This window comes from Devosia marina (assembly GCF_009758415.1).
In the GTDB taxonomy this organism is placed as follows: domain Bacteria; phylum Pseudomonadota; class Alphaproteobacteria; order Rhizobiales; family Devosiaceae; genus Devosia; species Devosia marina.
Genome location: NZ_WQRF01000003.1, coordinates 102,839 through 127,455 on the forward strand (window position 1 = coordinate 102,839; position 24,617 = coordinate 127,455).

Sequence of the window (24,617 nt, forward strand, 5' to 3'; positions counted from 1 at the left end):
ATTGTCCTTCTAGATCGGGTTACTGCGCGAACGCGTCGTCGAGGAATGCCTGAAGCTGAGCCAGATGCGTACGCATCAGACCTGTTGCCGGCGACGCAGCGGCCGGACGACCGACATAGCGCACGCGCTCGCCGCCTCGGCCCATCTGGTCGAAGACCCACTCAACATAGGGCTGGATGAACGCCCAGGCCCCCATATTGCGCGGCTCTTCCTGGCACCAGACCACATCCGCATTGGGGAAGCGGCCCAGTTCATCGAGCACGGCCTTGGCCGGGAACGGATAGAGCTGCTCGACACGCAGCAGATAGACATCATTGATGCCCTTCTTCTCGCGGTCTTCCAGCAGATCGTAATAGACCTTGCCAGTGCACAGCACCACGCGGCGGATCTTGTCGTCGGCCGCCAGCTTGATCGTGGTCTTGGGTGCGCCGGGTGCCTCGGCATCGTCCCAGAGCAGGCGATGGAAGCACGAATCCTGTCCCATTTCCACCAGGCCCGACACCGCGCGCTTGTGGCGCAGCAGGCTCTTGGGCGTCATCAGGATCAGCGGCTTGCGGAAGTCACGCTTGAGCTGCCGGCGCAGCACATGGAAGTAATTGGCCGGCGTCGTGCAGTTGGCAACCTGCATATTGTCTTCGGCACAGAGCTGCAGGAAGCGCTCGGGGCGCGCCGAGGAGTGCTCAGGACCCTGGCCTTCATAGCCATGGGGCAGAAGCATCACCAGACCCGACATGCGGAACCACTTGCGTTCGCCCGAGGAGATGAACTGGTCGATCACGACCTGCGCACCATTCACGAAATCGCCGAACTGGGCTTCCCACAGGGTCAGCGCCTTGGGCTCGGCCAGCGAGTAGCCATATTCAAAGCCCAGCACGGCTTCCTCGGACAGCATCGAATTGATGACTTCGTAGCGGGCCTGATCGGGCTCCAGATTGTTGATCGGCGTATAGGTCTTGTTCTCAACCTGCTGGTCGTTGAGCACAGAGTGTCGCTGACTGAACGTGCCGCGTTCCACATCCTGGCCGGACAGGCGCACCGGATGGCCTTCGGTCACCAGTGTTCCAAAGGCCAGCGCCTCGGCCGTTGCCCAGTCGATACCCTCGCCGCTTTCAATCGCCTTGAGGCGGTTGTCCATGAAGCGCTTCACCGTCTTGTGGACGTTGAAACCATCCGGCACCTGGGCCAGCTTGGTGCCGATCTCGACCAGCTTGTCGAGATCAACACCGGTCTGCCCACGACGCGGACCTTCATCTTCAGCCGGCTTGAAGCTCTTCCACTGCCCATCGAGCCAGTCCGCCTTGTTCGGGCGGTAGTCCTGTCCGGACTCGAACTCGTTTTCGAGATTGGCTTTCCAGTCGGCCTTGAGCTTCTCGACTTCTGCCTCGGTCACCAGGCCTTCGCCGATCAGCTTTTCCGCATAGAGCTCAAGCGTGGTCTTGTGACCACGGATCTTGGCGTACATGGTCGGCTGGGTGAAGCTGGGCTCATCGCCTTCATTGTGGCCAAAGCGGCGATAGCAGAACATGTCGATGACGACAGGACGGCCGAATTTTTGGCGATATTCGACAGCCACCTTGGCCGCGAACACAACGGCTTCAGGATCATCGCCATTCACATGCAGCACCGGCGCCTCGATCATCTTGGCGACATCGGTCGGGTACGGCGAGGAGCGCGAGTACATCGGGCTCGTGGTGAAGCCGATCTGGTTATTGATCACGAAGTGGATCGAGCCACCGGTACGGTGCCCCTTGAGACCCGAAAGCCCAAGGCATTCAGCGATCACGCCCTGACCGGCGAAGGCCGCATCGCCATGGATCAGCAGCGGCAGCACCATTGAGCGGTCCGGCTTGCCGTCGGTGGCAATGTTCACCAGCTTGCCGTCAGGCGCAATGTGCTGGTCCTGCTTGGCGCGGGACTTGCCCAGCACCACCGGGTCAACGATTTCCAGGTGAGAGGGGTTGGCGGTGAGCGACAGGTGCACCCGGTTGCCATCGAAGTCGCGGTCCGAGGACGCGCCCAGATGGTACTTCACGTCGCCCGATCCCTCGACATCTTCGGGATAGAATGCGCCGCCCTTGAACTCGTGGAACAGCGCACGATGCGGCTTCTGCATCACCTGGGTCAGCACATTGAGACGCCCGCGATGGGCCATGCCCAGCACAATGTCCTTGATGCCCAGCGCGCCGCCGCGCTTGATGATCTGCTCGAGCGCCGGAATGGTGGACTCACCGCCATCCAGGCCAAAGCGCTTGGTGCCTGTGTATTTGACATCGAGAAACTTTTCGAAGCCTTCTGCCTCGACAAGTTTGCTCAGGATTGCCTTCTTGCCCTCGGGCGTGAAGGTAATTTCCTTGTCCGGCCCCTCGATGCGCTCCTGGATCCACTGCTTGGCTTCAGGATCCGAGATATGCATGAACTCGATGCCCAGCGTGCCGCAATAGGTGCGCTTGAGAACAGCCAGCATCTCGGGGATGGTCGCGTATTCCAGGCCCAGATAGTTGTCGATGAAGATCTTGCGATCGTAGTCGGCGTCGGTGAAGCCATAGCTCTTCGGATCGAGTTCCGGTGCCGGCTCGTCGGTCTTGAGCTTGAGCGGGTCGAGATCGGCATGCAGATGCCCGCGCATGCGATAGGCCCGGATCATCATGATGGCGCGGATCGAATCGCGCGTGGCCTGCAATACATCGGTCGCGCTCGGCGCCGGCTTGCCTTCAGCCGCGGCCTTCTTGGAGACGGCCTTCTCAACCTTGAGCGCGGCCTGTCCCCAGTCGCCGTCAAGCGCGCTGACCAGCTCGCCGCTTTCGGCAGGTGGCCAGTCCTTGCGGCCCCAGCTCGGACCATCCGCATTCTTCTGAGCTTCGGCCTGGCTGTCGTCGAGCCTGGAGAAGAAGCTCGACCACGTCGGATCGACGCTGGAAGGATCGGTTTTGAAGCGGGAATAGAGTTGTTCGATGTAGTCGGCGTTCCCCCCATAGAGGAACGAGGTCAGCAAGAACGTGTCGTTCTTTTCCTGTCGTGTCATCGCTTTTGTCGCAAGGCCTTGCGCCCTGCCATCCTTCTCAACGAACCGGCCTGGAGTATCCAGTCCGGTGTCAAATGCGGTCATCCATAAAGTGGGCCGAATATTGACCGCGTTTCCTTTGTATCTTGTTAAGTCTGGCGGCGCCCCACAAGGCGCCACGGCTCACTCATCTGTGTAATAAACACATTGTGGTCCGGACTAGCACCGAACCGTGACCGAAGCGCGACCGACATTGGTCGCACACGCGTCGGCCCATCCCAACATGCCTCCCCTTACGGGGGAGGTCAGGTGGGGGTGCAAACTTAGCCCTTCAGAACATCCGCCAGCGTCGCGCCGATGCGCGCCGGCGAGGCCGAAACCTTGATCCCGGCCGCTTCCATGGCCGCGATCTTTTCTTCTGCGCCACCCTTGCCGCCGGAGATCACGGCGCCGGCGTGGCCCATGGTGCGGCCCGGAGGAGCGGTACGACCTGCAATGAAACCGGCCATCGGCTTCTTGCGGCCCTTCTTGGCCTCGTCGATCAGGAACTGGGCCGCTTCCTCTTCGGCCGAGCCACCGATTTCGCCGATCATGATGATCGACTTGGTGGCTTCGTCGGCCAGGAACATCTCCAGCACGTCGATGAATTCGGTGCCCTTGACCGGGTCGCCGCCGATCCCGACGGCCGTGGTCTGCCCCAGGCCCTCATTGGTGGTCTGGAACACGGCTTCATAGGTCAGCGTGCCCGAGCGCGAAACAATGCCCACCGAACCCTTGGAGAAGATCGAGCCCGGCATGATGCCGATCTTGCATTCTTCCGGGGTCAGGACGCCAGGACAGTTCGGCCCGATCAGGCGCGATTTGGATTTTTCCAGCTTCGCCTTGACGCGCACCATGTCCATGACCGGCACGCCTTCAGTGATGCAGATGATCAGTTCGATTTCGGCATCAATGGCTTCTTCAATGGCGGCGGCAGCGCCGGCGGGCGGAACATAGACTACCGAAGCGTTGGCGCCGGTTTTTTCCTTGCCTTCGGCAACCGAAGCAAAGATTGGCAATTCGGTGCCGTCGACACCCGAGGACCAGACTTCGCCGCCCTTCTTGGGATGGGTGCCACCGACCATTTTGGTGCCGAAATAGGCCAGGGCCTGTTCGGTGTGGAAGGTGCCGGTCTTGCCGGTCAGGCCCTGCACAAGAACCTTGGTGTCTTTGTTGACGAGAATGGACATCTGTTTCTCTTCCGTCTTTCGGCGCCAGGCGCCAATTCATGCCCGCAAATCCGGGGCGGTTTAATGTTCGCTCGTGGCGGTGTTCGGCGTGAGGATCGTAAGCTGGATAACAAAGCCCACAGCGTCCCAATGGGTGATGAGAAGGCTCTCGAGGACGCCGGTGCCAATCAGGCTTGCATAGGTGCCGCCATTTTCACTGGCCATCTCACCCTCGTAGCCATCGAGCGCGGCCAGCGCCTTGATGGCGCTTTCGCCCTGCCCTCTGGGCTCGGCAATATCGATGCGGCAATAGCCCAGCGTACGGTCCGGATAGGTTTCGACCAGTGCGAACATGTCGCCCCAGCCGATGCCTGGAACCTCGCGCCCGGCCGAATAAGAACGAATGAACGGGCTTTCCGATTCATCCTCATAGGCGTCCCAGCCGGCACCGATGGCCGTCTCGAGGGCAAGCACGTCACCCTTGGCGAATGCCTCGCACATCTCCAGAGCCGCCACAGCCTGTTCGGCCGGTGACGACTTGGTCTTGCCCTGGACCAGCGTTGGCTGAGCTGCCAACACCAGCGCCAGAGCGAGTGCGAGGCCAACGCGCATCCGCTTAGCCCTGCACCGCCTTGACGATCTTCTGAGCGGCATCGTCCAGGTCGTCCGCGGAGATCACGTCGAGACCCGAATTGTCGAGGATTTCTTTGCCTTCCTTGACGCGAGTACCTTCCAGACGCACCACCAGCGGCACCTTGAGGCCGACTTCCTTGACCGCGGCAATCACGCCTTCGGCGATGACGTCGCAGCGCATGATGCCGCCAAAGATGTTGACCAGGATGCCCTTCACTGCCGGATCGGCAGTGATGATCTTGAAAGCCGCCGTCACCTTCTCCTTGGAGGCGCCGCCACCAACGTCGAGGAAATTGGCCGGCTCGGCGCCATAGAGCTTGATGATGTCCATGGTGGACATGGCCAGGCCCGCGCCATTGACCATGCAGCCGATATTGCCGTCCAGCGCCACATAGGCGAGGTCGTATTTGGACGCTTCGATTTCCTTGGCGTCCTCTTCGGTCAGGTCGCGCAGCGGCTTGAGCTCTTCGTGACGGAAGCCGGCATTGCTGTCGAAGCTGACCTTGGCGTCGAGCACGCGCAGGTGGCCATCGGTCATTACGATCAGCGGGTTCACCTCAAGCAGGCTCATGTCCTTCTCGGTGAACGCCTTGTAGAGGATCGGGAACAGGGTCTTGCCGTCTTCGGCGGCCGCGCCGTCGAGTTCAAGCGCCGCATTGATCTTGGCGACGTCGTCAGCGGTGACGCCGGCAACCGGGTCGATGGCGACAGTGATGATCTTCTCAGGCGTATGCTCAGCCACGGCCTCGATGTCCATGCCGCCTTCAGTAGAGACGACGAAGGAGACCCGGGACGTTGCACGATCGACCAGCAACGAGCAGTAGAGCTCGCGGGCGATATCGGCGCCATCCTCGATATAGAGGCGATTGACCTGCTTGCCGGCCGGGCCGGTCTGCTTGGTCACCAGCGTATTGCCCAGCATTTCTTTGGCATTGGCAATCACGTCCTCGACCGACTTGGCCAGGCGCACGCCGCCCTTGGCATCGGGCCCGAGCTCCTTGAACTTGCCCTTGCCGCGACCACCGGCATGAATCTGGCTCTTGACCACATAGAGCGGACCGGGCAGCGACTTGGCAGCCGCCTCGGCTTCGTCCGCCGAGAAGATGGCAACGCCCGAGGCAACCGGCGCGCCATATTCCTTCAGCAGCGCCTTGGCCTGATGTTCATGGATATTCATTCTTTTCCCCTTGGGTGGGCAGACAATGTTCCGGCATTTCTGGAGCCGGAAAGCCAAAAGCCGCTGGCAGGGCCAGCGGCTTGAAGAGTTACGCCAGCTTCGGCGCGATCTTTTGACAGGCCTCGATCAGGCCTTCCACCGCACCGACCGACTTGTCGAAGGCCTTTTGCTCGGCAGAGTTGAGCGCAATCTCGACGACCTTTTCCGCGCCGCCGGCGCCGATGACGACCGGCACACCCACATAGGTGCCCTTGACGCCATATTCGCCATTGAGCTGCACTGCACAGGGTAGCACGCGCTTCTTGTCCTTGAGATAGCTCTCAGCCATGGCAATCGCCGACGCCGCCGGGGCGTAGAAGGCCGAACCAGTCTTGAGCAGACCAACGATTTCAGCACCGCCATCACGGGTGCGCTGGATGATCTCGTCGAGCTTTTCCTTGCTCATCCAGCCCATCTTGACGATGTCGGTGAGCGGAATGCCGGCAACGGTGGAATAGCGGGGCAGCGGCACCATGGTGTCGCCGTGGCCGCCCAGCACGAAGGCGTTGACGTCTTCGATGGAGACGCCCAGCTCATCGGCGATGAAGTGGCAGAAGCGCGAGCTGTCGAGCACGCCGGCCATGCCGATCACCTTGTTGGCAGGCAGGCCGGAGAATTTCTGCAGCGCCCAGACCATCGCGTCGAGCGGATTGGTGATGCAGATGACCAGTGCGTCGGGGGCATATTTAGAAATGCCCGCACCCACCTGCTCCATCACCTTGAGGTTGATTTCGAGCAGATCGTCGCGGCTCATGCCGGGCTTGCGCGGCACACCGGCGGTGACGATGACCACGTCGGCGCCTTCAATGTCCTTGTATTCGGACGTGCCCTTCATCTTGACGTCGAAGGACTGGGTCACTGCCGACTGGGCGATATCGAGCGCCTTGCCGGGGCCGACGCCGTCGACCACGTCGAACAGCACCACGTCACCGAGTTCCTTCTGCGCCGACAGCAGGGCCAGCGTCCCGCCAATCTGACCTGCACCGATAAGGGCAATCTTTTTGCGCGCCATAAATCCTCATCCCAGACTGCGTTGAATTGGCGCACGTCTTAACCCTGTCGGGACATGCGGGCAAGTGAACCCTTCGTCGTAATTGGGTTTTAGCTCATGCTGATGGGCGAAGGGGCGGTGCCGGTTGGGCATTGGTCATACTATTGGGCAGCTTCCGCCGGCGCCGCGTCCCGCAAACCCTTGCCCAGATAGTCCTCCGATTGCATCTCGGTCAGCCGCGACAGGGTGCGCTGGAACTCGAAGGCCGTCTTGTCGTCGGCACCCAGCTCTTCGAGCGGCACGGCAAAGCTTGCAGCCAGTTTGACGCCGCGGTCGTAGAGCGAGTCGATCAGCAGGATGAACCGCTTGGACGCGTCAGATTTGGTGCGGTCCATCTGGGGTACATCGTCGAGCACGATGGAATCGAACTGATGGGCAATACGCACGAAGTCGCGGGTGCCCAGTGGCCTCTCGCACAGATCGGAAAATCCGAAGCGCGCCGCGCCCATAGCGGTCAACGGTACCGGAATTTGCCGCCCGATGCTCTCCACCACGCCCGGCGCGCCCGGTTCGCCGCCGGTGATGCGCAGCCACATCTGGTCCATGGCCTCGCGCACTGCTGGCCCCGAGCCGAACGCATAGACCTGCTGGCCAGCAAACTTCAGCCGCCGGTAATCCTGCTCGCTCGGCAATCCGGCAACGACCGTCTTTTCCTTCAACAGCGCAATGAAGGGCAGGAAGAGCTGGCGATTGAGCCCGTCCTTGTAGAGCCCGTCGGGCACCACATTGGACGTCGCCACCAGCGTCACGCCGCCAGCGAACAGCTTGGAGAACAACCGATCGAGCAGCATGGCATTGGCGATATCGTGCACGTGGAATTCATCCAGGCACAATAGGCGCAAGCCACCCTTGAGGATGGGCTTGACCACCGCCTCGACTGGATCGGCATCCTCGTCCTTGCCCCGCACAGACTTGCGGAAGGTGGCAATACCGGCATGCACCTCGTCCATGAACTCATGAAAATGAACCCGGCGTTTCTCTCGAAAGGGGCAGGCGGCAAAAAACAGGTCCATAAGCATGGTCTTGCCGCGCCCCACATCGCCATACAGATAGAGCCCGCGCACCCCAACAGGCGCTTTCTCGAAAAACCCGAACAGGCGCTTGGGCTTGTGGGCGAGCAGATCAGCCAGCACCCGATCGAGTTCCCGGACGGCATCAATCTGTGCAGGGTCGGACGTCAGCGTGCCGCGCGTCACCAGCTCGTCATAGGCGGCGCGGACGGGGGACCGGGTTGCAGTGGTGCTGGAAGACATGAAGTAATCCGGAGCCTTTCCTCGGGCCAGACCCAAGGGCGGACAGGGCTTGAAAATGTCTGAGAAAAAAGCCGGCCCTTGCAGGCCGGCTTCACCAAAAAAATCCTAGCGGGCCATCGAGACGGCCTGGCCACCGCCCATGGTGCCGATATAGCGGCCGCCGGAGGGCGCGAGGAAGGCGGCGATATTGCCGTTCTCATCATAGAGCTGGAGCTGGCTGCCCACCTGCTGCCAGCCGGTCACCGAAGCAATCTGCGGCACGGTACAGCCCGGAGCCGAGGCGCGATAGTAATTGGTGCCGGTCTTGGCCGTGAGCGGCAGATTGAGACGGCAGGTTTGGCCGGCTGCAACCACATTCCAGGCGCCTTCCGGACCGGTCGAAACGCCGGTCGTCAATGGCGTGCCGACCGAAACGATCGAGCTATTGGTGCCCGTCGCCGTACCCGCCGTTGTTGCGCTGGCCGTCGTGGTCGTCTGACCGCCAAGTACCGGCTGGCCCGAAAGGCCCGGGGCCGGCGTACCGGTTGCGCCAATTGCCGGCAGGCTCGACTGCTGAACGGTCGAGTTCTGCACCGGCTGCAATTGCTGGGGCTGACCCACAACATTGAGATTGGCGGTGTTGGTCCGGCTGGACGGGGAGCAAGCCGCCGCCAGAAGGGCGAGGGCCGCAAGGCCGATTACGGATGAAGCGCCGCGCTTCCAATCCTGCATTGATCACTCCTGCCGCAAAGGCTTAATGCACATTAACACTTGTGGCGGCTTATACCCAAAGCCTCCACCCTGTTCAATTGCCCGACCCGCATCGGACCTGTTTCACACCAATGTGGCCGTTTTCAGGGCAGCGCGCCAGTCATGCCGAGCGATCCACCATGTCCTTGAGCAGATCCTGCGCCAGCACGGTAGCATCCGCCACTTCATCCTCGGGCACTTCCACTATGAACCCTTCCGGGCCGAAAAGGTTCGGCACGCCGGGCAAGCCGCCTTCCCGTGGCTCCAGCGGATGGAAGCCATGCGCCTTGAGCGCCACGATCAGCACACGGGCCATGGACTGATCTTTTACCTGGATAATGGGGGCAAATTTCACGCGATACGCTCCTTGTCAGGCTGGATCGTGACCAGTCAAATCCATCCCCGCAAGGACTTTCGCGCAGATCACGCAATGTTGGTGCCCCGTGGCTTGCCAAGCAGTCATCGAAATGTTGCATTGTGAAAAATCCGGTCATCCAGTGATTTGCGCTGGACAAGACCGCCGAAAACACAGTGAAACGGGATCGCCGGAGCAGGAATGGGCGCCTATATCATCCGCCGCCTCTTGCTGATGATCCCAACCGTTTTCGGCATCATGGCCGTCAGCTTCCTCATCACCCAATTTGCCCCCGGCGGCCCTGTCGAGCAGGCGCTGGCCAACCTGTCGGGACAGAACACCGGCGCGCTCGAGCGCATCACCGGCAGCGAAGGGGGCGATTTTGCCGGTCAGCAGGTCCAGGGCGGCAATTCAAGCTATCGCGGCAGCCAGGGCCTGCCGCCTGAACTGGTGGAGCGGATCGAAAAGCAGTTCGGCTTCGACAAGCCACCGCTTGAGCGCTTCTTTTCCATGCTCGGCAATTATCTGCGCTTCGATTTCGGCGAGAGCTACTATCGCGACATCTCGGTGATCGACCTCATCCTGGAAAAAATGCCGGTGTCGATTTCGCTGGGGCTGTGGATGACGCTGATTGCCTATGGCGTTTCCATCCCCCTGGGCATTGCCAAGGCAGTGCGCGATGGCTCGCGCTTCGATGTCTGGACCTCGACCATCATCATCATCGGCTATGCCGTGCCGGGCTTTCTGGTCGCCATCGTGCTGGTCGTCTTCTTTGCCGGCGGCAGCTTCTGGCAATTTTTTCCGCTGCGCGGCCTGACCTCACCGGGCTGGGAGAATTTCCCCTGGTGGCAGCAGGTGCTCGACTATTTCTGGCATCTGGCCCTGCCCATCTTCGCCATGGGACTGGGCGCCTTTGCCACCGCGACCCTGCTCACCAAAAATTCCTTTCTCGATGAAATCGGCAAGCAATATGTGGTGACCGCGAGGGCCAAGGGGCTCACCGAAAACCAGGTGCTCTACGGCCACGTCTTCCGCAACGCCATGATGCTGATCATCGCCGGCTTCCCCGGCGCCTTCATCGGTGTGTTCTTTGGCGGTTCGCTGCTGATCGAAACCATCTTCCTGCTCGATGGCCTGGGCCTGCTGGGCTACCTCTCCGTGGTCAATCGCGACTATCCGGTGGTCTTTGCCACGCTTTATATCTTCTCCCTGATGGGTCTCATCATCGGCCTGATTTCGGACCTCACCTATATGTGGGTCGATCCGCGCCTCGACTTCGAGAGCCGCGACGTATGAGCGGGGCAACCGAAAGCATCAGGCCGCCTCGCCTCTCCCCGCTCAATCAGCGGCGTCTGGCCAATTTTCGCGCCAACAAGCGCGGCTGGTGGAGCTTCTGGATCTTCCTGCTCTTCTTCGTGCTGACGCTGGGCGCCGAATTCGTCGCCAATGACCGGCCAATCCTCGTGATGTACAAGGGCGAGTTGCTGACCCCTGCCTTTGTCGACTATCCCGAATCCAAATTCGGCGGCTTTCTCGGCGTCACCAATTTCCGCCACAAGGTGAATATCGACGAGATCGAGGCCAATGGCTGGATGCTCTGGCCGCCCATCCGCTACAACCACAACACCGTGGACAGCTTCGTCGCCTTTCCCGGCGCAAATCCACCAAGCTGGCTGCTGACCCTCGAGCAGATCTGCCAACGCTATCCCCTGGGCACCGAAGACCCATTCTGTGTGCCGGGCAACTACCATTGGCTGGGCACTGATGGCGCAGGACGCGATGTGCTGGCGCGGCTGATCCACGGCTTCCGTATTTCCATCCTCTTCGGCCTCGTGCTGACCATCCTCTCTTCCATCATTGGTGTGGTTGCCGGCGCCATGCAGGGCTATTTCGGCGGCTGGATCGATCTCATCGCCCAGCGCCTCATCGAAATCTGGACCTCGGTGCCCTCGCTCTATCTGCTGCTGATCATCTCCTCGGTCATCGCCCCAAACTTCTGGGTGCTGCTCGGCATCTTGCTGCTGTTTTCCTGGGTGAGCCTGGTCGGCATCGTCCGCGCCGAATTTCTGCGCGCCCGCAATTTCGAATATGTCAACGCCGCCCGCGCCCTGGGCGTCTCCAACCGGCGGATCATGTGGCGACACCTGCTTCCCAACGCCATGGTCGCCACGCTCACCTTCATGCCCTTTATTCTCTCGGGCTCGGTTGCAACCCTGACCTCGCTGGATTTCCTCGGCTTCGGCCTGCCCGTCACCGCACCATCGCTGGGACGCCTCTTGGCGGAAGGCAAATCCAGCCTCGACGCCCCCTGGCTGGCCCTGACCGGCTTCCTCACCGTCGCCATCATGATGACCCTTCTGGTCTTTATCGGCGAAGCCGTCCGCGATGCCTTCGATCCGCGAAAGACGTTCAGATGAGTGCCCCTCTCCTCTCGGTCCGCGACCTCTCCGTCCACTTCGGCGCCAATGCCGCTGTCGACAAGGTGTCCTTTGACTTGACGGCGGGCGAGACCCTGGCGTTGGTGGGCGAAAGCGGTTCTGGCAAATCGATTACCGCTCTTTCCCTGCTCGGCCTGCAACCACCTACAGCTTCGGTGACCGGGCAGGTCCATTTCGACGGCACCGAGCTCGTTGGCGCCGATGCGGCAACCTTGCGTGCCATTCGTGGCAATCAGGTGGGCATGATTTTTCAGGAGCCGATGAGCTCGCTCAATCCGGTCCACACCATCGGCAAGCAGATCGGGGAAGTCCTCAGCGTGCATCAGGGCCTGCGCCGCACTGCCGCCCGGGCCCGAACACTGGAGCTGCTCGATGCCGTCGGCATCCCCGATCCGCTGCGACGCATCGACGATTATCCGCACCAGCTTTCCGGCGGACAACGCCAGCGCGCCATGATCGCCATGGCCCTGGCCAATGATCCCAAGCTGCTGATCGCCGACGAGCCGACCACCGCGCTTGACGTCACCGTGCAGGCCCAGGTGCTCGACCTGCTCAAATCCCTGCAGCAGGCCCATGGCATGGCCCTGCTGTTCATCACCCATGACCTTTCCATCGTCCGGCACATTGCCGACCGGGTCTGTGTGATGACAAATGGGCAGATGGTGGAAACGGGGCCCACCGAGGCCATCTTCGCAGCGCCCTCACACCACTACACCAGACAATTGCTGGCCGCCGCGCCGGCGGGCGATCCGGCACCCTTTCCGATTGAAACCAGCAATGTGGTGTCCACGCAGGACCTCAAGGTATGGTTTCCCATACGCCGGGGCCTGTTGCGCCGCACGGTCGGACACATCCGCGCCGTCGACGGCGTGGATCTGGGCATCCGCAAGGGCGAAACCCTGGGTGTGGTCGGCGAAAGCGGTTCGGGCAAATCCTCGCTCGGTTATGCCCTCTTGCGCCTGATCCCTTCGACCGGCCGCATCGTGCTGCTTGGCAACGAGGTTCAGTCCCGTTCCTGGAATGCGCTGCGACCCTTGCGCAAGCACATGCAGATCGTTTTTCAGGACCCGTTCGGCTCGCTCAGCCCGCGCATGTCGGTGGGCGAGATTGTCGGCGAGGGTCTCAAGGTCCACATGCCCGGACTGTCAGCCCAGGAGCGGGACGGCAAGGTCGCGGCCGCCCTTAAGGAAGTCGGGCTCGACATTGCCACGGCCGCCCGCTACCCGCACGAGTTTTCCGGCGGACAGCGACAGCGTATCGCCATCGCCCGCGCCCTGGTGCTTGAACCCGATTTTCTGGTGCTCGACGAGCCGACCTCCGCGCTCGATGTCTCCATCCAGTCACAGATCATCGATCTGCTACGCGACATCCAGCAGCGCCGGCAGTTGAGCTATCTGTTCATCAGCCACGATCTGCGCGTGGTCAAGGCGCTGGCGCACCGCCTGATCGTCATGCGCAATGGCCAGGTCGTCGAACAGGGCGAAGCCGCCGCTATCTTTGCGGACCCGCAGCAAGCCTATACCCGTCAATTGCTTGCCGCCGCCTTCGATCTCGCCGCGCCGTCAAATGTGACGGATGATCGATTGCCGCCGCCCCATACAACCGAATAACCTCTTGATCGACTGTCCCATTCGGAGCCACGCCATGACGCTGCCCCTTAAGCTCTCCTCGCTCCTCGCCATCGGTTTTATTGCCGCCGGCATGGTGAGCCCGGCCCAGGCGCAAACGCCGACCGGCACCTGGGTCAATTCCTTCACCCTGGAAGGCGAGCCCAAATACGGGCCCGACTACCCTCATTTCGACTATGTCAATGTCGACGCGCCCAAGGGCGGCACCGTGCGGCTGGGCGACATGGGCGGATTCGATACCTTCAACCCCATCCTGCCCAAAGGCGAGGTGGCTGGCGGCATCGGGCTGCTCTACGAGACGCTGATGACCCCGTCCTTTGACGAGAACAATACCTATTACGTGCATCTGGCCGAGGCGCTGAAGATTGCCCCGGACTATGGCGCCGTGACCTTCCGCATGGATGCGGACGCCAAATGGCACGACGGCGAACCGGTGACCGCCGAAGACGTGGTCTGGACCTTCGAAAAGCTGATCGAGGTCAATCCGGACCGCGCGCAATACTATGCCAATGTCACCTCGGCTGAAGTCACGGCGCCCGGCGAAGTCACCTTCACCTTCAACCAGACCGACAATCGCGAATTGCCGCTGATCCTGGGGCAATTGCTGGTGCTGCCGCAGCACTGGTGGGAGGGCACCAATGCCGAAGGCGAGACCCGCTCGATTGCCGAATCGACGCTCGAGCCGCCGCTGGGTTCAGGCCCCTATCGCCTCGCCAGCTTCGATGCCGGCCGCTCGATCACCTATCAGCGCGTCGAGGACTATTGGGGTATCGATCACCCGACTCAAATCGGGCAGAACAATTTCGACGAGTACCGCATCGAATATTTCCTTGACCTGACCGTCATGTTCGAAGCCTTCAAGGGTGACCAGTTCGACTGGTGGAGCGAGAACCAGGCCCGTCGCTGGGCCACGGCCTATGACTTTCCCGCTGTCCAGGATGGACGCGTTATCAGGGAATTGTTCCCGCAGGACTATAATGGCTCGGGCGTATTGGTCGGCTTCATCATGAACCTGCGGCGCGACAAGTTTGCCGACCCACTGGTGCGCGAAGCGATGAATTACGCCTTCGATTTCGAGGAATTGAGCAACACGCTGTTCTATGGCCAGTATGAGCGTATCGACAGCTTCTTCTTCGGCCTGCCCTTCAAGTCCACGGGCCTGCCCGAGGGCGAGGAACTGGAAATCCTTGAAAGCGTGCGCGACCAGATCCCGGAAAAGGTCTTCACCACGCCCTACACCAATCCGGTCAGCGGCGATCCGACCAAGCTGCGCGAGAATCTGCGTACGGCGCTGAACCTGTTCACCGAGGCAGGTTTCACGCTTGAGGGCACGCAGATGCTCGACCCCAGCGGCCAGCCCTTCACCTTTGAAATCCTGCTCAACGGCCCCACCATCGAGCCAGTCGCGCAGAATTTGGTGACCAATCTGGCCCAGATCGGCATTACCGCCACCATTCGCACAGTCGACAGCCCGCAATTCATTAACCGGGCCCGCAGCTTCGATTATGACATGATTTATTCGGGCTGGGCCCAGTCCTTCTCGCCGGGCAATGAGCAGCGCTTCTTCTTCGGCTCGTCCACCGCCGATCAGCAGGGTGCGCAGAACTACGCCGGCGTAGCAGACCCGGCGGTCGACGCCCTGATCGAAAAGCTCATCGTCGCCGACGATCGTGAGACCCAGGAAGCCGTCACCAAGGCGCTGGACCGCGTGCTGCTCAACAAGCACATCGTTATCCCCAGCTATGCACTGCGCACCACACGCTCGGCCCGCTGGGACCGCTTTAGCCACCCCGAGGAACTGCCGGAATTTTCCTCCGGCTTCCCGACGCTGTGGTGGTGGGACGAGGAAAAGGCCGCAAGGACCGGCGGAGTAACAGCACGATAGGCAAAGGGCGGCTCATGGGCCGCCCTTTTCAATTGGGCTTGCGCGCCACCAGATCGACCAGCGCTGAGATTCCGCTATGGCGATTGCCTTCGGCCAGCTCGGCGTCGTAGCTGCGCAGCTCAATAATATCGAGCGCGGAGAAACGATCGGCCAGCAGCTCTTCGGTGTAGAGCTGGTCGAGAATGCCTGGTCCGCCCGTCTTGTACTGCATCTGCCTGGGGCCATAGCCCTCGACCAGCAGCAGGCCGCCGGGCGCCAGCGTCCGGATCACGCCCGCAAAGATGGCATCGCGCATGGCCGGCGGCGCAAACTGGAAGAAGATGCCCACAACGACATCAAACTCGCCCTCTGGCCAAGGATAGTCCTCGATATCGGCCAGCTCCGTGGTGAGGGCCACGCCGCGCTTTTCGGCAAGCCGTCGCGCCTTTTCAAGCCCGACAGGCGATGCATCGACAGAGGTAACCGCCAGCCCCTGCTCCGCCAGCCAGACGCCGTTGCGGCCTTCGCCGTCGGCGATCGCAAGTGCGTTGCCGTAACCGGCCAGCCGCTCCCGCTGCGACGCGAGGAACGCATTGGGCGCCTCACCGAACACGTATTCGTCGGTAGCGTAGCGTTCGTCCCAGAAGCTCATGGCCACCCGCGATTAGTAGTCTTTCTCGAAGAACACGCCGATGCTGGAATTGCCATCCTGGCCAGCCGAGCCCTGGATAGTCAGGTCTTCGGTCACATCGAGATTGATCGTCACCTTCGACTGGCCATTCGCCCCGACCGTCGCGCCGAGATAGACATTGTCCTGGATATAGGTCCCCGCCTGCACTCCAACATTGCCATCGTCATCGGTGACCACGTCAAGATCGGCAAGGCCCGCGGCGCCGCGAAGGCTATCCACCAGCCCGCCGCCACCGCCGCCACCAACCAGTTCGGCCGCCGCCGCCGCCAGTTGCGCCAACTGGATCGGCGACAACTCGCCCATCGAACGGTTGAAAATCAGCCGGCTCAGCACCTCGTCCTGCGGCAGGGTCGGATTGGAGCTGAAGCTGATATCGGGTGCCGAGGCGCGCCCCGACAAGGTCACGAAGACGGTAATGCCATCGCCCTCGGTGCGCGCCACGAAATTGAGCTGCGGGTCGAGATCGCCTACCAGGGTCACAGTGCCGGTCTCGAAGATGACGCGCTGCCCCAATATCGATAGCCGTCCGCGGATAAGATCAAAGGCGCCTACCGGCTGTACATCATTGAGTGTACCGGTCAGGCGCACCGATCCGCCGACTTCCGCATCAAGACCGCGACCGCGGATGAAGATCTGGTTGGGCGCGTTGACATTGATATCGAGCTGCAATTGCGGTCCGCGACCACCCGCGGCGACACCCGTACGCTCATTGATCCGGGCCCGATCCAGCGTTTGCTGCACATCGGCAGGGGTGCGCCTGTGCTCGACGTCGATCAATTGCGCACCGCCACCCAGGCCCTCTGGCACGGTGATATTGGCCTGCTCAACGAACACATTGCCCGCCAGCAGCGGCGCGCCGGTCAGATTACCAGTCAGGTTGAGGCCGCCGGACAGGGTTGCGACGAACAGATCGCCATCGGCATAGCGGGCCGAATTGATCTGCACTGCCAGATTGACCGGCAGAGCTGCCGTCAGGCCGACCGTGCCCGATGCAGACACACTGCCACCGGTCGCCAGATTGGCCGTCACGCTCTCGATATCGGCATTGGTGCCGTTGAGCGCCACCCGCCCGGCAATGCCGGTAAGGCGCAGATTGAGCTCGGGATCGACATATTCCGCCCCATTCGTGGAGGCGCTGCCGGTAAATTGCGGGCTGGTGAGACTGCCGCCCACCCGCGCGTCGAAATTGACCGTGCCGGAGACGCGCGCGCCACGATCCGCCACGAAGCGGTTGGCCAGCGAGAGCGGTGCGGAGCCATTGAGCGCCACGGAGAGACCATTGCCGGTCAGCGGCACCCGGCCTGCTCCGGAAACGGCCAACCCGCCGCTGCCATTGGCGCTGAGACTGTCGAGCGTCACCACCTCGTCAGCAAAGCTGCCCGATGCGTTGAAGGCCAGCGGCGCAATGCCGAATGGCGCAATGGCCGTGGCGCCGATGCCACCGCCGCGCACTTCGAAGGATATTTGCGGATCATCGGCCTGGCCCGACACAACAGCCCGACCATTGAGCGTGCCGGACAGACCCAGATCGGGCGCCACGGCATCGGTGATTGAAAGCGGCAGTTCGGCAATATCCACCACCATGTCGAGCGCCTGCCCGGCTGTCCCCGTGGCGGTAATGCTGCCCGAGCCGACATTGAAGCGCAGCGCATCGAGCGAGACGCTCTCGCCCTGCACCATCAGCACGGCCGGATTGGCAAGCCGCGCCGCCAGGTTCCCCTGTTCCAGACTCGCGCGATCCAGCGCCAGGCGATAACCGCCATCCACCGGGCTCAGTGCCCCGGCCAGATCGAGGTCGGTGCCGGTAGCAAGCTTCGCCTGCGCATCAAAGCTCGTGGTGTCACCCGACTGTCTGGCGCGCGCACTCAGCGCATTGACCACGACGCCGCCGGCGACGACATTGCCAGCCGTGGCGGTACCATTGACCACTGGAACACCGAACAGGTCTGAAATGCCTGCGGTGATATCGGCCCGACCAACAGAGATGTCATTGACCCGCAGCTCGGCGACATTGGCCGTCACCCCGGCCCCCTGCCTATCATCCTGCGGCGTCAGTTCAATGGCAGCATTGACCGCACCCGAAGCATCGGTCAGCAGCAGTGCCGCAGCTAGCGAAACATCATTGGCGGCCACGTCCAGGCGGCCGTCCAGCAGGCCCGTTTCTACCATGCGGGTCACCCCGCCGGTGATCCGCGTGCCGACGATTTCGAAGGCAATATCGGACAGCGCCTGCATTTCGGCATCTGTCTCGAAATTGGTCTCCAGCGTGGCGCGATGGCCGTCGAGCATGGCAGCGCCTGTAACGTCGCCGCTAAGCGAACCCTCGAGCAGAGTCGCCGCCACACCCAGCTTGGCATCACGCAAGGTGTAGTCACCCAAAGTGCCGTTGGGCACCTGAGCGTCCAGCACCAATACCAGCGGATCTTCTGGCGCTGCCAGTCGTGCCGAGCCCCGCGCCGCCAACGCGCCGCTGGCCTCCTCGGAGATCAGCGCGAGATCGGTCAAGTCGAGCGCAATGTTGAAATCGGCCGCGTCACTGGCATAAACCCCATCGGCGCTGAACTGCACCTGATTATTGGCAATGAGGAAGTCTTCGGCCGAAATGCCGGCCTCGGTACGCGCCAGGCGGCCCGACAGGTCGACCCGCCCCGCGAGCAGCGCATCGGCGGCCGCGTCATCGATCCGCAAATTCGTACCCGTGCCATCGAACACCAGGTCAAACCCACCGGTGAGCGGGAAAATCTGTCCGTCCGCCGTCAACTCAAGACCGCCGGAAAGAGAACGCCCGGCCAGCGCGGAGAAGGGCGCAATGCTGTCCGTCGCCAGCCGGATCTGTCCGTCGAAATCGGTGCCGTCTATCTCACCAGCCATGGCCGCGGTCAGCGCCTGTCCCACCACCCGCAATTCCGCCAGTTCGATCGGCGCACCCGCAGTCCACAACCCGGCAACGCCCAGCCCAACCGAAGTGCCCAGCGCCGCCTCGACGCCAGGATCGGCCGAAATGCCGGACACGGCGCCATCGCCATTGAACGTGACCATGCGGCTGGCCGGGTCTTCAAGATCGCGCGCAACCCCCCCAATGCCCAGCCCGAAGGTCTGCGCATCAAAGCCATCGGTCTCCAGTCCCTCGACATCGATCCGCGCCTGCCACTGGTCACTGGCCTCGGTGCCGAAAGACACGCGAACCTGCCCGCCCTGCACCAGGGTCGAACTGCCGGGCACCGGCAGGATCACCTTGTCCCCTTCGGGGTCGGCAATGGTCGCGGTCAGGTCGAGCAGGCTGACGAAATTATCTGCCGTGGTCCGGGCGCGAGCCGTCAGGCCCAATTGCCCGCCACTCAGCGTCAGATTGGAAATGTCGATACCACCAGCACTCTTGACCAGCGCGCTCGTCGTCAGCCTTGTCTCGGCGCCGAAGAATTCGCGGTAGGGCAACGCCACCAGGGTGGAAAGCGGGCCGCCCAGATTGGCGTTGATGGCAAAGCCATCGGCCTGCTGCGCAATGGTTGCCGTACCGGCCAGCGCGGTCTGGTCATTGGCGAGCAACTGCATCTGCGTGGTCAGATCGGCAACCGGCCCCTCACCATCCAGCGTCAGCGTCATGGCGGGGCGATCCTGAATGTTGAGCAGGTTCGCCAGCACCCCATTGGGCGGTTCAACCAGCGACAGGCCCAGATCGATGGTCGCGTCCTCGCGCCGATAGACCACGTCGAGGTCCAGCGTGCCGCCAGGTCCGTCGAGCCGCTCGACATCGAGCACCGCATCCAGATTGCCGCCTTCCAGCGTCATCGAACCATTGAGCGCAATCTCGGAACCCAGTCCGAACACGCCTTCCCCAAAGGTCACGCTGGGTATAGCCAGTGCGCCGATCTGGATAGCGACGGGAAACTCTGGAATCTCCAGCGACCCAGCCTCGGGCGGCGGCAGATCAACTGCGCCCTCCACCGGAATGGCATTGCGAATGTATTCGATGGATTCGGCGCGCAGCGAGTTGACCTCGAGCCGGCCGCCGAACAAGGCCGCCTGGTTCCAGTTGAGGCTGGCATCGTTGACGCGCAGCCAGACCCCTTCAGCGTCGGAAATGGTGATCTCGCGGATCGAGACATCCGACCCGAGAATGCCGTCAATATTGGACAGGCGGATCTGCCGTTCGGGCGTCGAAAGCTGGCCTTCGACAAAGCCGGTCAGGAAATCCTTCTGCTCCTCATTGTTCATGTCCTGCGCGACCAGCGCCACCGGCACAGCTGCCGGTGCCAGCAGCAATGCAGCGATCATCAGGCGACGGCGGTTGGTTGCGGAAAACTTGGCCATCAGAACGCCTGCCCGATACCTGCATAGATCGCATAGTCCGGATCACCCGCCTTGCGATTGAGCGGCACGGCCACGTCGAGCCGCAAGGGCCCCAGACCGGTGTAATAGCGCACGCCGAGGCCCGCCCCAATCCGCAGATCGTCGAGACCCGGGAAGGTGTCCGCCGCCACATAGCCGCCATCGACAAAGCCGACCACGCCGATATCGTCGGTCACCTTGGCCCGCGCCTCAAGTGAACCCTCGAGCAGGTAGCGGCCGCCGGTGATGTTGCCCTTGCCATCGTCGACGCCGATGGACTTGAAGCCATAGCCACGCACCGAGCCGCCGCCCCCGGCAAAGAACAGCTTGTCGGGCGGGATGTCGACCAGCGCCGGACCCACCACCGCTCCGGCCTTGAGCCGCCCGGCCAGCACGAAGGGATCATTCTCGCCAAAGCCGAAATAGGTGCGGCCCTCGACCACAAGCCGCCCGCCCGGCGTGCCGCCCAAGAGATCGTAGAAGGGTTCGATATTGGCCGAGCCGTACCAGCCCTCGGTCGGATCGACGCTGCTGTCACGGCCGTCATAGACTACGCCGGCATAAAGCCCCGCAGTCTGGAAGTCGCGGGTACCGAAACTGTCGTCGAACCGGGCGATTTCGAAGCTGGCGCCGCCCTCGAAAGTCAGCTCGTCGGAAAAGAACCAGCTCAGCCCGACTTTGCTGCCCGCCGAGGTCTCCGTGTATTTTGGATAGATCGTTCGCTCGGCCGACACCGTGGCCACCAGATCGACATCGGGGTGATAAAAGCCCGGCTTGGTGAAGGTGCCACCGATAAAATAGTCGAACTGGGCGGTGTCGAGCGGCCAGGCAATGCTGGCCACGCGGGCATCGAGCCGCAGCCGCTCGGCCTGCCCGAACAGATTGCGCCAGAGGTGGTAGCCCTCTAGCCCCAGCCCATCGACCGTCGAGAAGGTTGCGCCCAGACCAAACCGACGTCCCGGCAGTTCCTCCACGATCAGGTCATAGGGCAGCAAACCATCGCTGCCGATGCTGTCGGCCGCTTCCAGCCGCGCCGCGCGGAACACATCGAGCCGGTCGAGGCGCTTCTGCGCGCGCTCCAGATCATCGGGGTCATATTCCTGGCCCACCGCCAGACCGGTCTGCTGCGCAACGAATGCCGGGTTCATATTGGTCGTGCCGGTAACGCGCACCGGGCCGAAGGCGGCCAGCCGCCCCGGATTAACCGTGATCGTTGCCGCCACCGTATTGGTGGCATGGTCGGCCACCACGTCGCGCGACACGATCTCTGCCTTGGCGTAGCCCTGCTGCCGCCAGGCCTGCAACGCCAATTGCTCGGCCCTCAGGATCACCGCCGAACGGGCCACCTGCCCCACGCCAAAGCCGCGCAACACGGGCAGGTCGACCTGGTCATAGGGGTCCAGTGTCGGTGGCGCCTGATTGACAATCACCACATCGCCAAAGCGGAACTGGGGCCCGGCAGTCACCGCGATGGTAACATCGACCGGGTCCGGCAAGCTGGAGTCAGGAGCCAGGCTGGAGGCTTCGCGGCCGCCAATGCGGATGCTGACGGCGCCGCCATAATGGCCTTCGCCATAAAGCGCGGCCAGCAGGCGCCGATAGTCACCGCGCGCCTTGGCGATCAGCCCGGCCGCGCCCGAAGCCGGCTCTGCCTCGTCAGCCAGCAAGGCTGAGGCATTGCGCAGCGCCGCTTCGACAGCGCCGCCCTCGCTGGAGGTGAAGGTCACGAAATAGGGTTGCGGATCAACGATCACCGCATCGGCGTCGATCTCGGACTGGTCTTCAAAGAACTTGATGCCAAAAAGCTCGAAACCGACAGCAGGCATTGTCGCCGCAGCCGACAGGGCCATGGCGATGCACAAGGCGCCAATACTCGTTACCAGACGCGCGCTTTGCAGTGGTCTATCCCGCCCTTTTACGCTTCAACCAAACCGGGCTGAAACCAAGATTGCCGCATGGACGGAAAGATTGCGTTAATCCTTCCCCGCCCTGTTCTGCTCCCGCCCAAAAGGCGAAGATTTCGTGGCGAGTTTAGGGCCTCCGGCCTCAGCCGAACAGCCTTTGCATTGAATTTGTTCGATTTTGATTGCCAGGACGTGGCCGAAGCGCAACGCGACGAGCCGAACCGCACGGCCAATCATGCCAGTGGCATGATTGGAGGTGAGAAGCCCGTGAGAGCTATGCTCGATTGGCTCGATATCCAGGTACCAAGCCCTATTCTCGCGCCAGTGCCTCGACCGGATCAAGCCGCGCCGCCGAGCGGGCGGGCATGAAGCCAAACACCACGCCGATCACACTGGCCGAAATGATCGCCAGTATGATCGACTCGGTGGAATAGGCCAGCCGGGCGCCCGAAACGATAGCCGTCAGCCCCTGGCCCAACGCAAAGCTTAGCGCCACCCCGGCAGCCCCGCCGGCAAAGCACACCAGGATCGCCTCGATCAGGAATTGCCGCATGATATCGCTGCGGCGAGCGCCCACGGCCATGCGAATGCCGATCTCCTTGGTGCGCTCGGAAACCGAGACCAGCATGATGTTCATCACCCCAATGCCACCCACGACCAGCGAAATCACCGCAATGGTGGAGATCAGGATGGACAGCGTCGCCGATGTCGACTGGATGGTCTCGCGGATCGTGTCGGTATTCTGCAGGAAGAAGTCCTGCGTCCCGCCATGCAGCCGTGTCAGCAATTCGGTGATTTCCACCTCGGCCTGCGCGGTATCGTAGTCGTCCGCAATCCGCACGGCGATGGAATTGAGATAGCTCTGGCCCAGAATGCGGCTCATGGCCGAGGTGTAGGGCACATAGACATTGGCGTTATTGCCACCCGGCCCGAAACCGGAACTGGTTTCTACAACACCGATAACCCGCACCGGAACCTTGCCCAGCATGATGACTTCGCCGATTGGATCCCCGCCATTGGCGAAGATGGAATCCACCGCATTCTGGTCGATCACCGCTTCCTGGGCCATGGCGGTGACACTGTCTTCACCGAAGCCGGAACCGGCGGTGAAGCTGCGGCCATTGACCTGGAAATACTCCGTGCCCACCCCCGTCACCGAGGCATTCGTCGCGGTGTTGCGATAAAGCGCGGTGGCATTGGCGCTGACCTGTGGTGTCACACTGTCGGCATAATCCTGTTCGGCCAGCGCCTCGGCATCGGTCGGCCGCAGCGTCCGCACCCGCCCCGAGCGCATGTCCCCAAAGCCGGAGCCGGGATAGACATTGATGGTATTGGCGCCAATCGAGGAAATATTCTCCAGCACGGTCTGCTGGCTCCCCTGCCCCAGCGCCACCACCGCCACCACTGAGGCAATGCCGATGATGATGCCGAGCATGGTCAGGAACGTCCTGAGCTTGTGCGCGCCCATGGCCCGCAAGGCCATGCGCAGGGCTTCTCCGGTACTATCCAGACCGCGCCGCCAGCTTGCCGCGACCTTCATCTCGGTTGCGGCCTTTTCGACCTGGCGCGGCTCGACATTGTGCCGATCGGCAATGATCTCGCCATCGGCGATTTCGATCACTCGTTCGGCCTGTGCAGCAATTTGTGGGTCGTGCGTGACGAGAATTATGGTGTGCCCGTCGGCATGCAACTCCTTGAGCAAAGCCATCAATTCCTTGCCCGACTGGGAATCCAGCGCGCCAGTAGGCTCGTCGGCCAGAATGACCTCGCCGCCATTCATCAGCGCCCGCGCCACGCTGACACGCTGCTGCTGCCCGCCTGAAAGCGCGTTGGGCCGATGGTCAAGACGCTCGCCCAGCCCCAGCCGGGTCAACAGCGCAATGGCCCGTTCGCGTCGCGCGGCCGCGTCGACACCGGCATAGACCGCTGGCACCTCGACATTCTCCACCGCATCGAGATCGGGGAGAAGCTGATAGCGCTGAAAGATAAAACCGAAATGCTCCCTCCGGAGCGCGGCCAGCGCATCGGCATCGAGCTTGCTGACATCCTGGCCGGCAAAGCGATAGCTGCCTTCGCTCGCCCGATCCAGACAACCAAGGATGTTCATCAGTGTCGACTTGCCCGAACCGGACTGGCCGATGATGGCAACCATCTCGCCACCGTGAATTTCAAGATCAACGCCCTTGAGGACGGCCACCGATTCCGGGCCCGCCTGGAAGCGCCGTACGAGACCGTTGATCGAGATGATCGGCGTTCCGGCCTCGACCGGCCTGGCGCCCAGCCTGTCGGAGTTGCTGAGAGGACGGTTCATGGCCCG

At 62.2% G+C, this 24,617-nt stretch carries 16 protein-coding genes; 4 read left to right on the forward strand and 12 right to left on the reverse strand.

Annotated elements, in window-relative coordinates; translation table 11 throughout:
• Nucleotides 1-19: 19 nt before the first annotated feature.
• From GO014_RS11510 to GO014_RS11545, 8 genes are all read right to left on the reverse strand, one after another.
• The gene (locus tag GO014_RS11510; RefSeq protein WP_157290465.1) at nt 20-3,022 is read right to left on the reverse strand and encodes a 2-oxoglutarate dehydrogenase E1 component; all 3,003 of its coding nucleotides are present in this window, start codon (nt 3,020-3,022) and stop codon (nt 20-22) included.
• Nucleotides 3,023-3,324: 302 nt separating this feature from the next.
• Nucleotides 3,325-4,230 (reverse strand): succinate--CoA ligase subunit alpha, encoded by a 906-nt coding sequence (sucD, locus tag GO014_RS11515; protein WP_157290466.1) that lies wholly within the window; start codon nt 4,228-4,230, stop codon nt 3,325-3,327.
• 60 nt (nt 4,231-4,290) lie between these two features.
• Entirely contained in the window at nt 4,291-4,821 is a 531-nt protein-coding gene (locus GO014_RS11520; protein WP_157290467.1) for a hypothetical protein, read from the reverse strand.
• Nucleotides 4,822-4,825: 4 nt separating this feature from the next.
• Nucleotides 4,826-6,019, reverse strand: coding sequence for an ADP-forming succinate--CoA ligase subunit beta (sucC, locus tag GO014_RS11525; RefSeq protein WP_116588879.1), 1,194 nt, complete (start codon nt 6,017-6,019; stop codon nt 4,826-4,828).
• An 88-nt stretch (nt 6,020-6,107) separates the two neighbouring features.
• Nucleotides 6,108-7,070 (reverse strand): malate dehydrogenase, encoded by a 963-nt coding sequence (mdh, locus tag GO014_RS11530; protein ID WP_104893510.1) that lies wholly within the window; start codon nt 7,068-7,070, stop codon nt 6,108-6,110.
• A gap of 140 nt (nt 7,071-7,210) precedes the next feature.
• Entirely contained in the window at nt 7,211-8,362 is a 1,152-nt protein-coding gene (gene zapE / locus GO014_RS11535) for a cell division protein ZapE (protein ID WP_157290468.1), read from the reverse strand.
• Between the two features lie 105 nt (nt 8,363-8,467).
• Nucleotides 8,468-9,073: an AprI/Inh family metalloprotease inhibitor gene (locus GO014_RS11540; protein WP_116588874.1), complete on the reverse strand. Its 606-nt coding sequence runs from the start codon at nt 9,071-9,073 to the stop codon at nt 8,468-8,470.
• Nucleotides 9,074-9,212: 139 nt separating this feature from the next.
• On the reverse strand, nt 9,213-9,446 hold the full coding sequence (locus GO014_RS11545; RefSeq protein ID WP_133244489.1) for a hypothetical protein: 234 nt from the start codon (nt 9,444-9,446) through the stop codon (nt 9,213-9,215).
• Nucleotides 9,447-9,647: 201 nt separating this feature from the next.
• Here GO014_RS11545 and GO014_RS11550 point away from each other — a divergent pair, with 201 nt between their 5' ends.
• From GO014_RS11550 to GO014_RS11565, 4 genes are read left to right on the forward strand one after another with little or no spacing between them, the layout of a single operon-like run.
• The gene (locus tag GO014_RS11550) at nt 9,648-10,742 is read left to right on the forward strand and encodes a microcin C ABC transporter permease YejB (RefSeq protein WP_157290469.1); all 1,095 of its coding nucleotides are present in this window, start codon (nt 9,648-9,650) and stop codon (nt 10,740-10,742) included.
• Nucleotides 10,739-11,863 carry an ABC transporter permease gene (locus GO014_RS11555; RefSeq protein WP_157290470.1) on the forward strand — a complete coding sequence of 375 codons (1,125 nt, stop codon included), beginning with the start codon at nt 10,739-10,741 and terminating at the stop codon, nt 11,861-11,863. The genes GO014_RS11550 and GO014_RS11555 overlap by 4 nt, the downstream gene beginning before the upstream one ends.
• Nucleotides 11,860-13,494, forward strand: a complete 1,635-nt coding sequence (locus GO014_RS11560; RefSeq protein WP_157290471.1) for an ABC transporter ATP-binding protein — start codon at nt 11,860-11,862, stop codon at nt 13,492-13,494. Before GO014_RS11555 ends, GO014_RS11560 begins: the two co-directional genes overlap by 4 nt.
• Nucleotides 13,495-13,528: 34 nt before the next feature.
• Nucleotides 13,529-15,397, forward strand: coding sequence for an extracellular solute-binding protein (locus GO014_RS11565; protein WP_157290472.1), 1,869 nt, complete (start codon nt 13,529-13,531; stop codon nt 15,395-15,397).
• 28 nt (nt 15,398-15,425) lie between these two features.
• Here GO014_RS11565 and GO014_RS11570 read toward each other — a convergent pair whose 3' ends face one another.
• From GO014_RS11570 to GO014_RS11585, 4 genes are all read right to left on the reverse strand, one after another.
• Nucleotides 15,426-16,028, reverse strand: a complete 603-nt coding sequence (locus GO014_RS11570) for a class I SAM-dependent methyltransferase (protein WP_116588868.1) — start codon at nt 16,026-16,028, stop codon at nt 15,426-15,428.
• 12 nt (nt 16,029-16,040) lie between these two features.
• Complete coding sequence (locus tag GO014_RS11575; RefSeq protein ID WP_157290473.1) at nt 16,041-20,378, reverse strand: translocation/assembly module TamB domain-containing protein; 4,338 nt, start codon at nt 20,376-20,378, stop codon at nt 16,041-16,043.
• Nucleotides 20,378-22,246: an autotransporter assembly complex protein TamA gene (locus tag GO014_RS11580; protein WP_157290474.1), complete on the reverse strand. Its 1,869-nt coding sequence runs from the start codon at nt 22,244-22,246 to the stop codon at nt 20,378-20,380. The genes GO014_RS11575 and GO014_RS11580 overlap by 1 nt, the downstream gene beginning before the upstream one ends.
• Before the next feature lie 364 nt (nt 22,247-22,610).
• Nucleotides 22,611-24,611 (reverse strand): MacB family efflux pump subunit, encoded by a 2,001-nt coding sequence (locus GO014_RS11585; protein WP_157290475.1) that lies wholly within the window; start codon nt 24,609-24,611, stop codon nt 22,611-22,613.
• Nucleotides 24,612-24,617 lie beyond the last annotated feature (6 nt).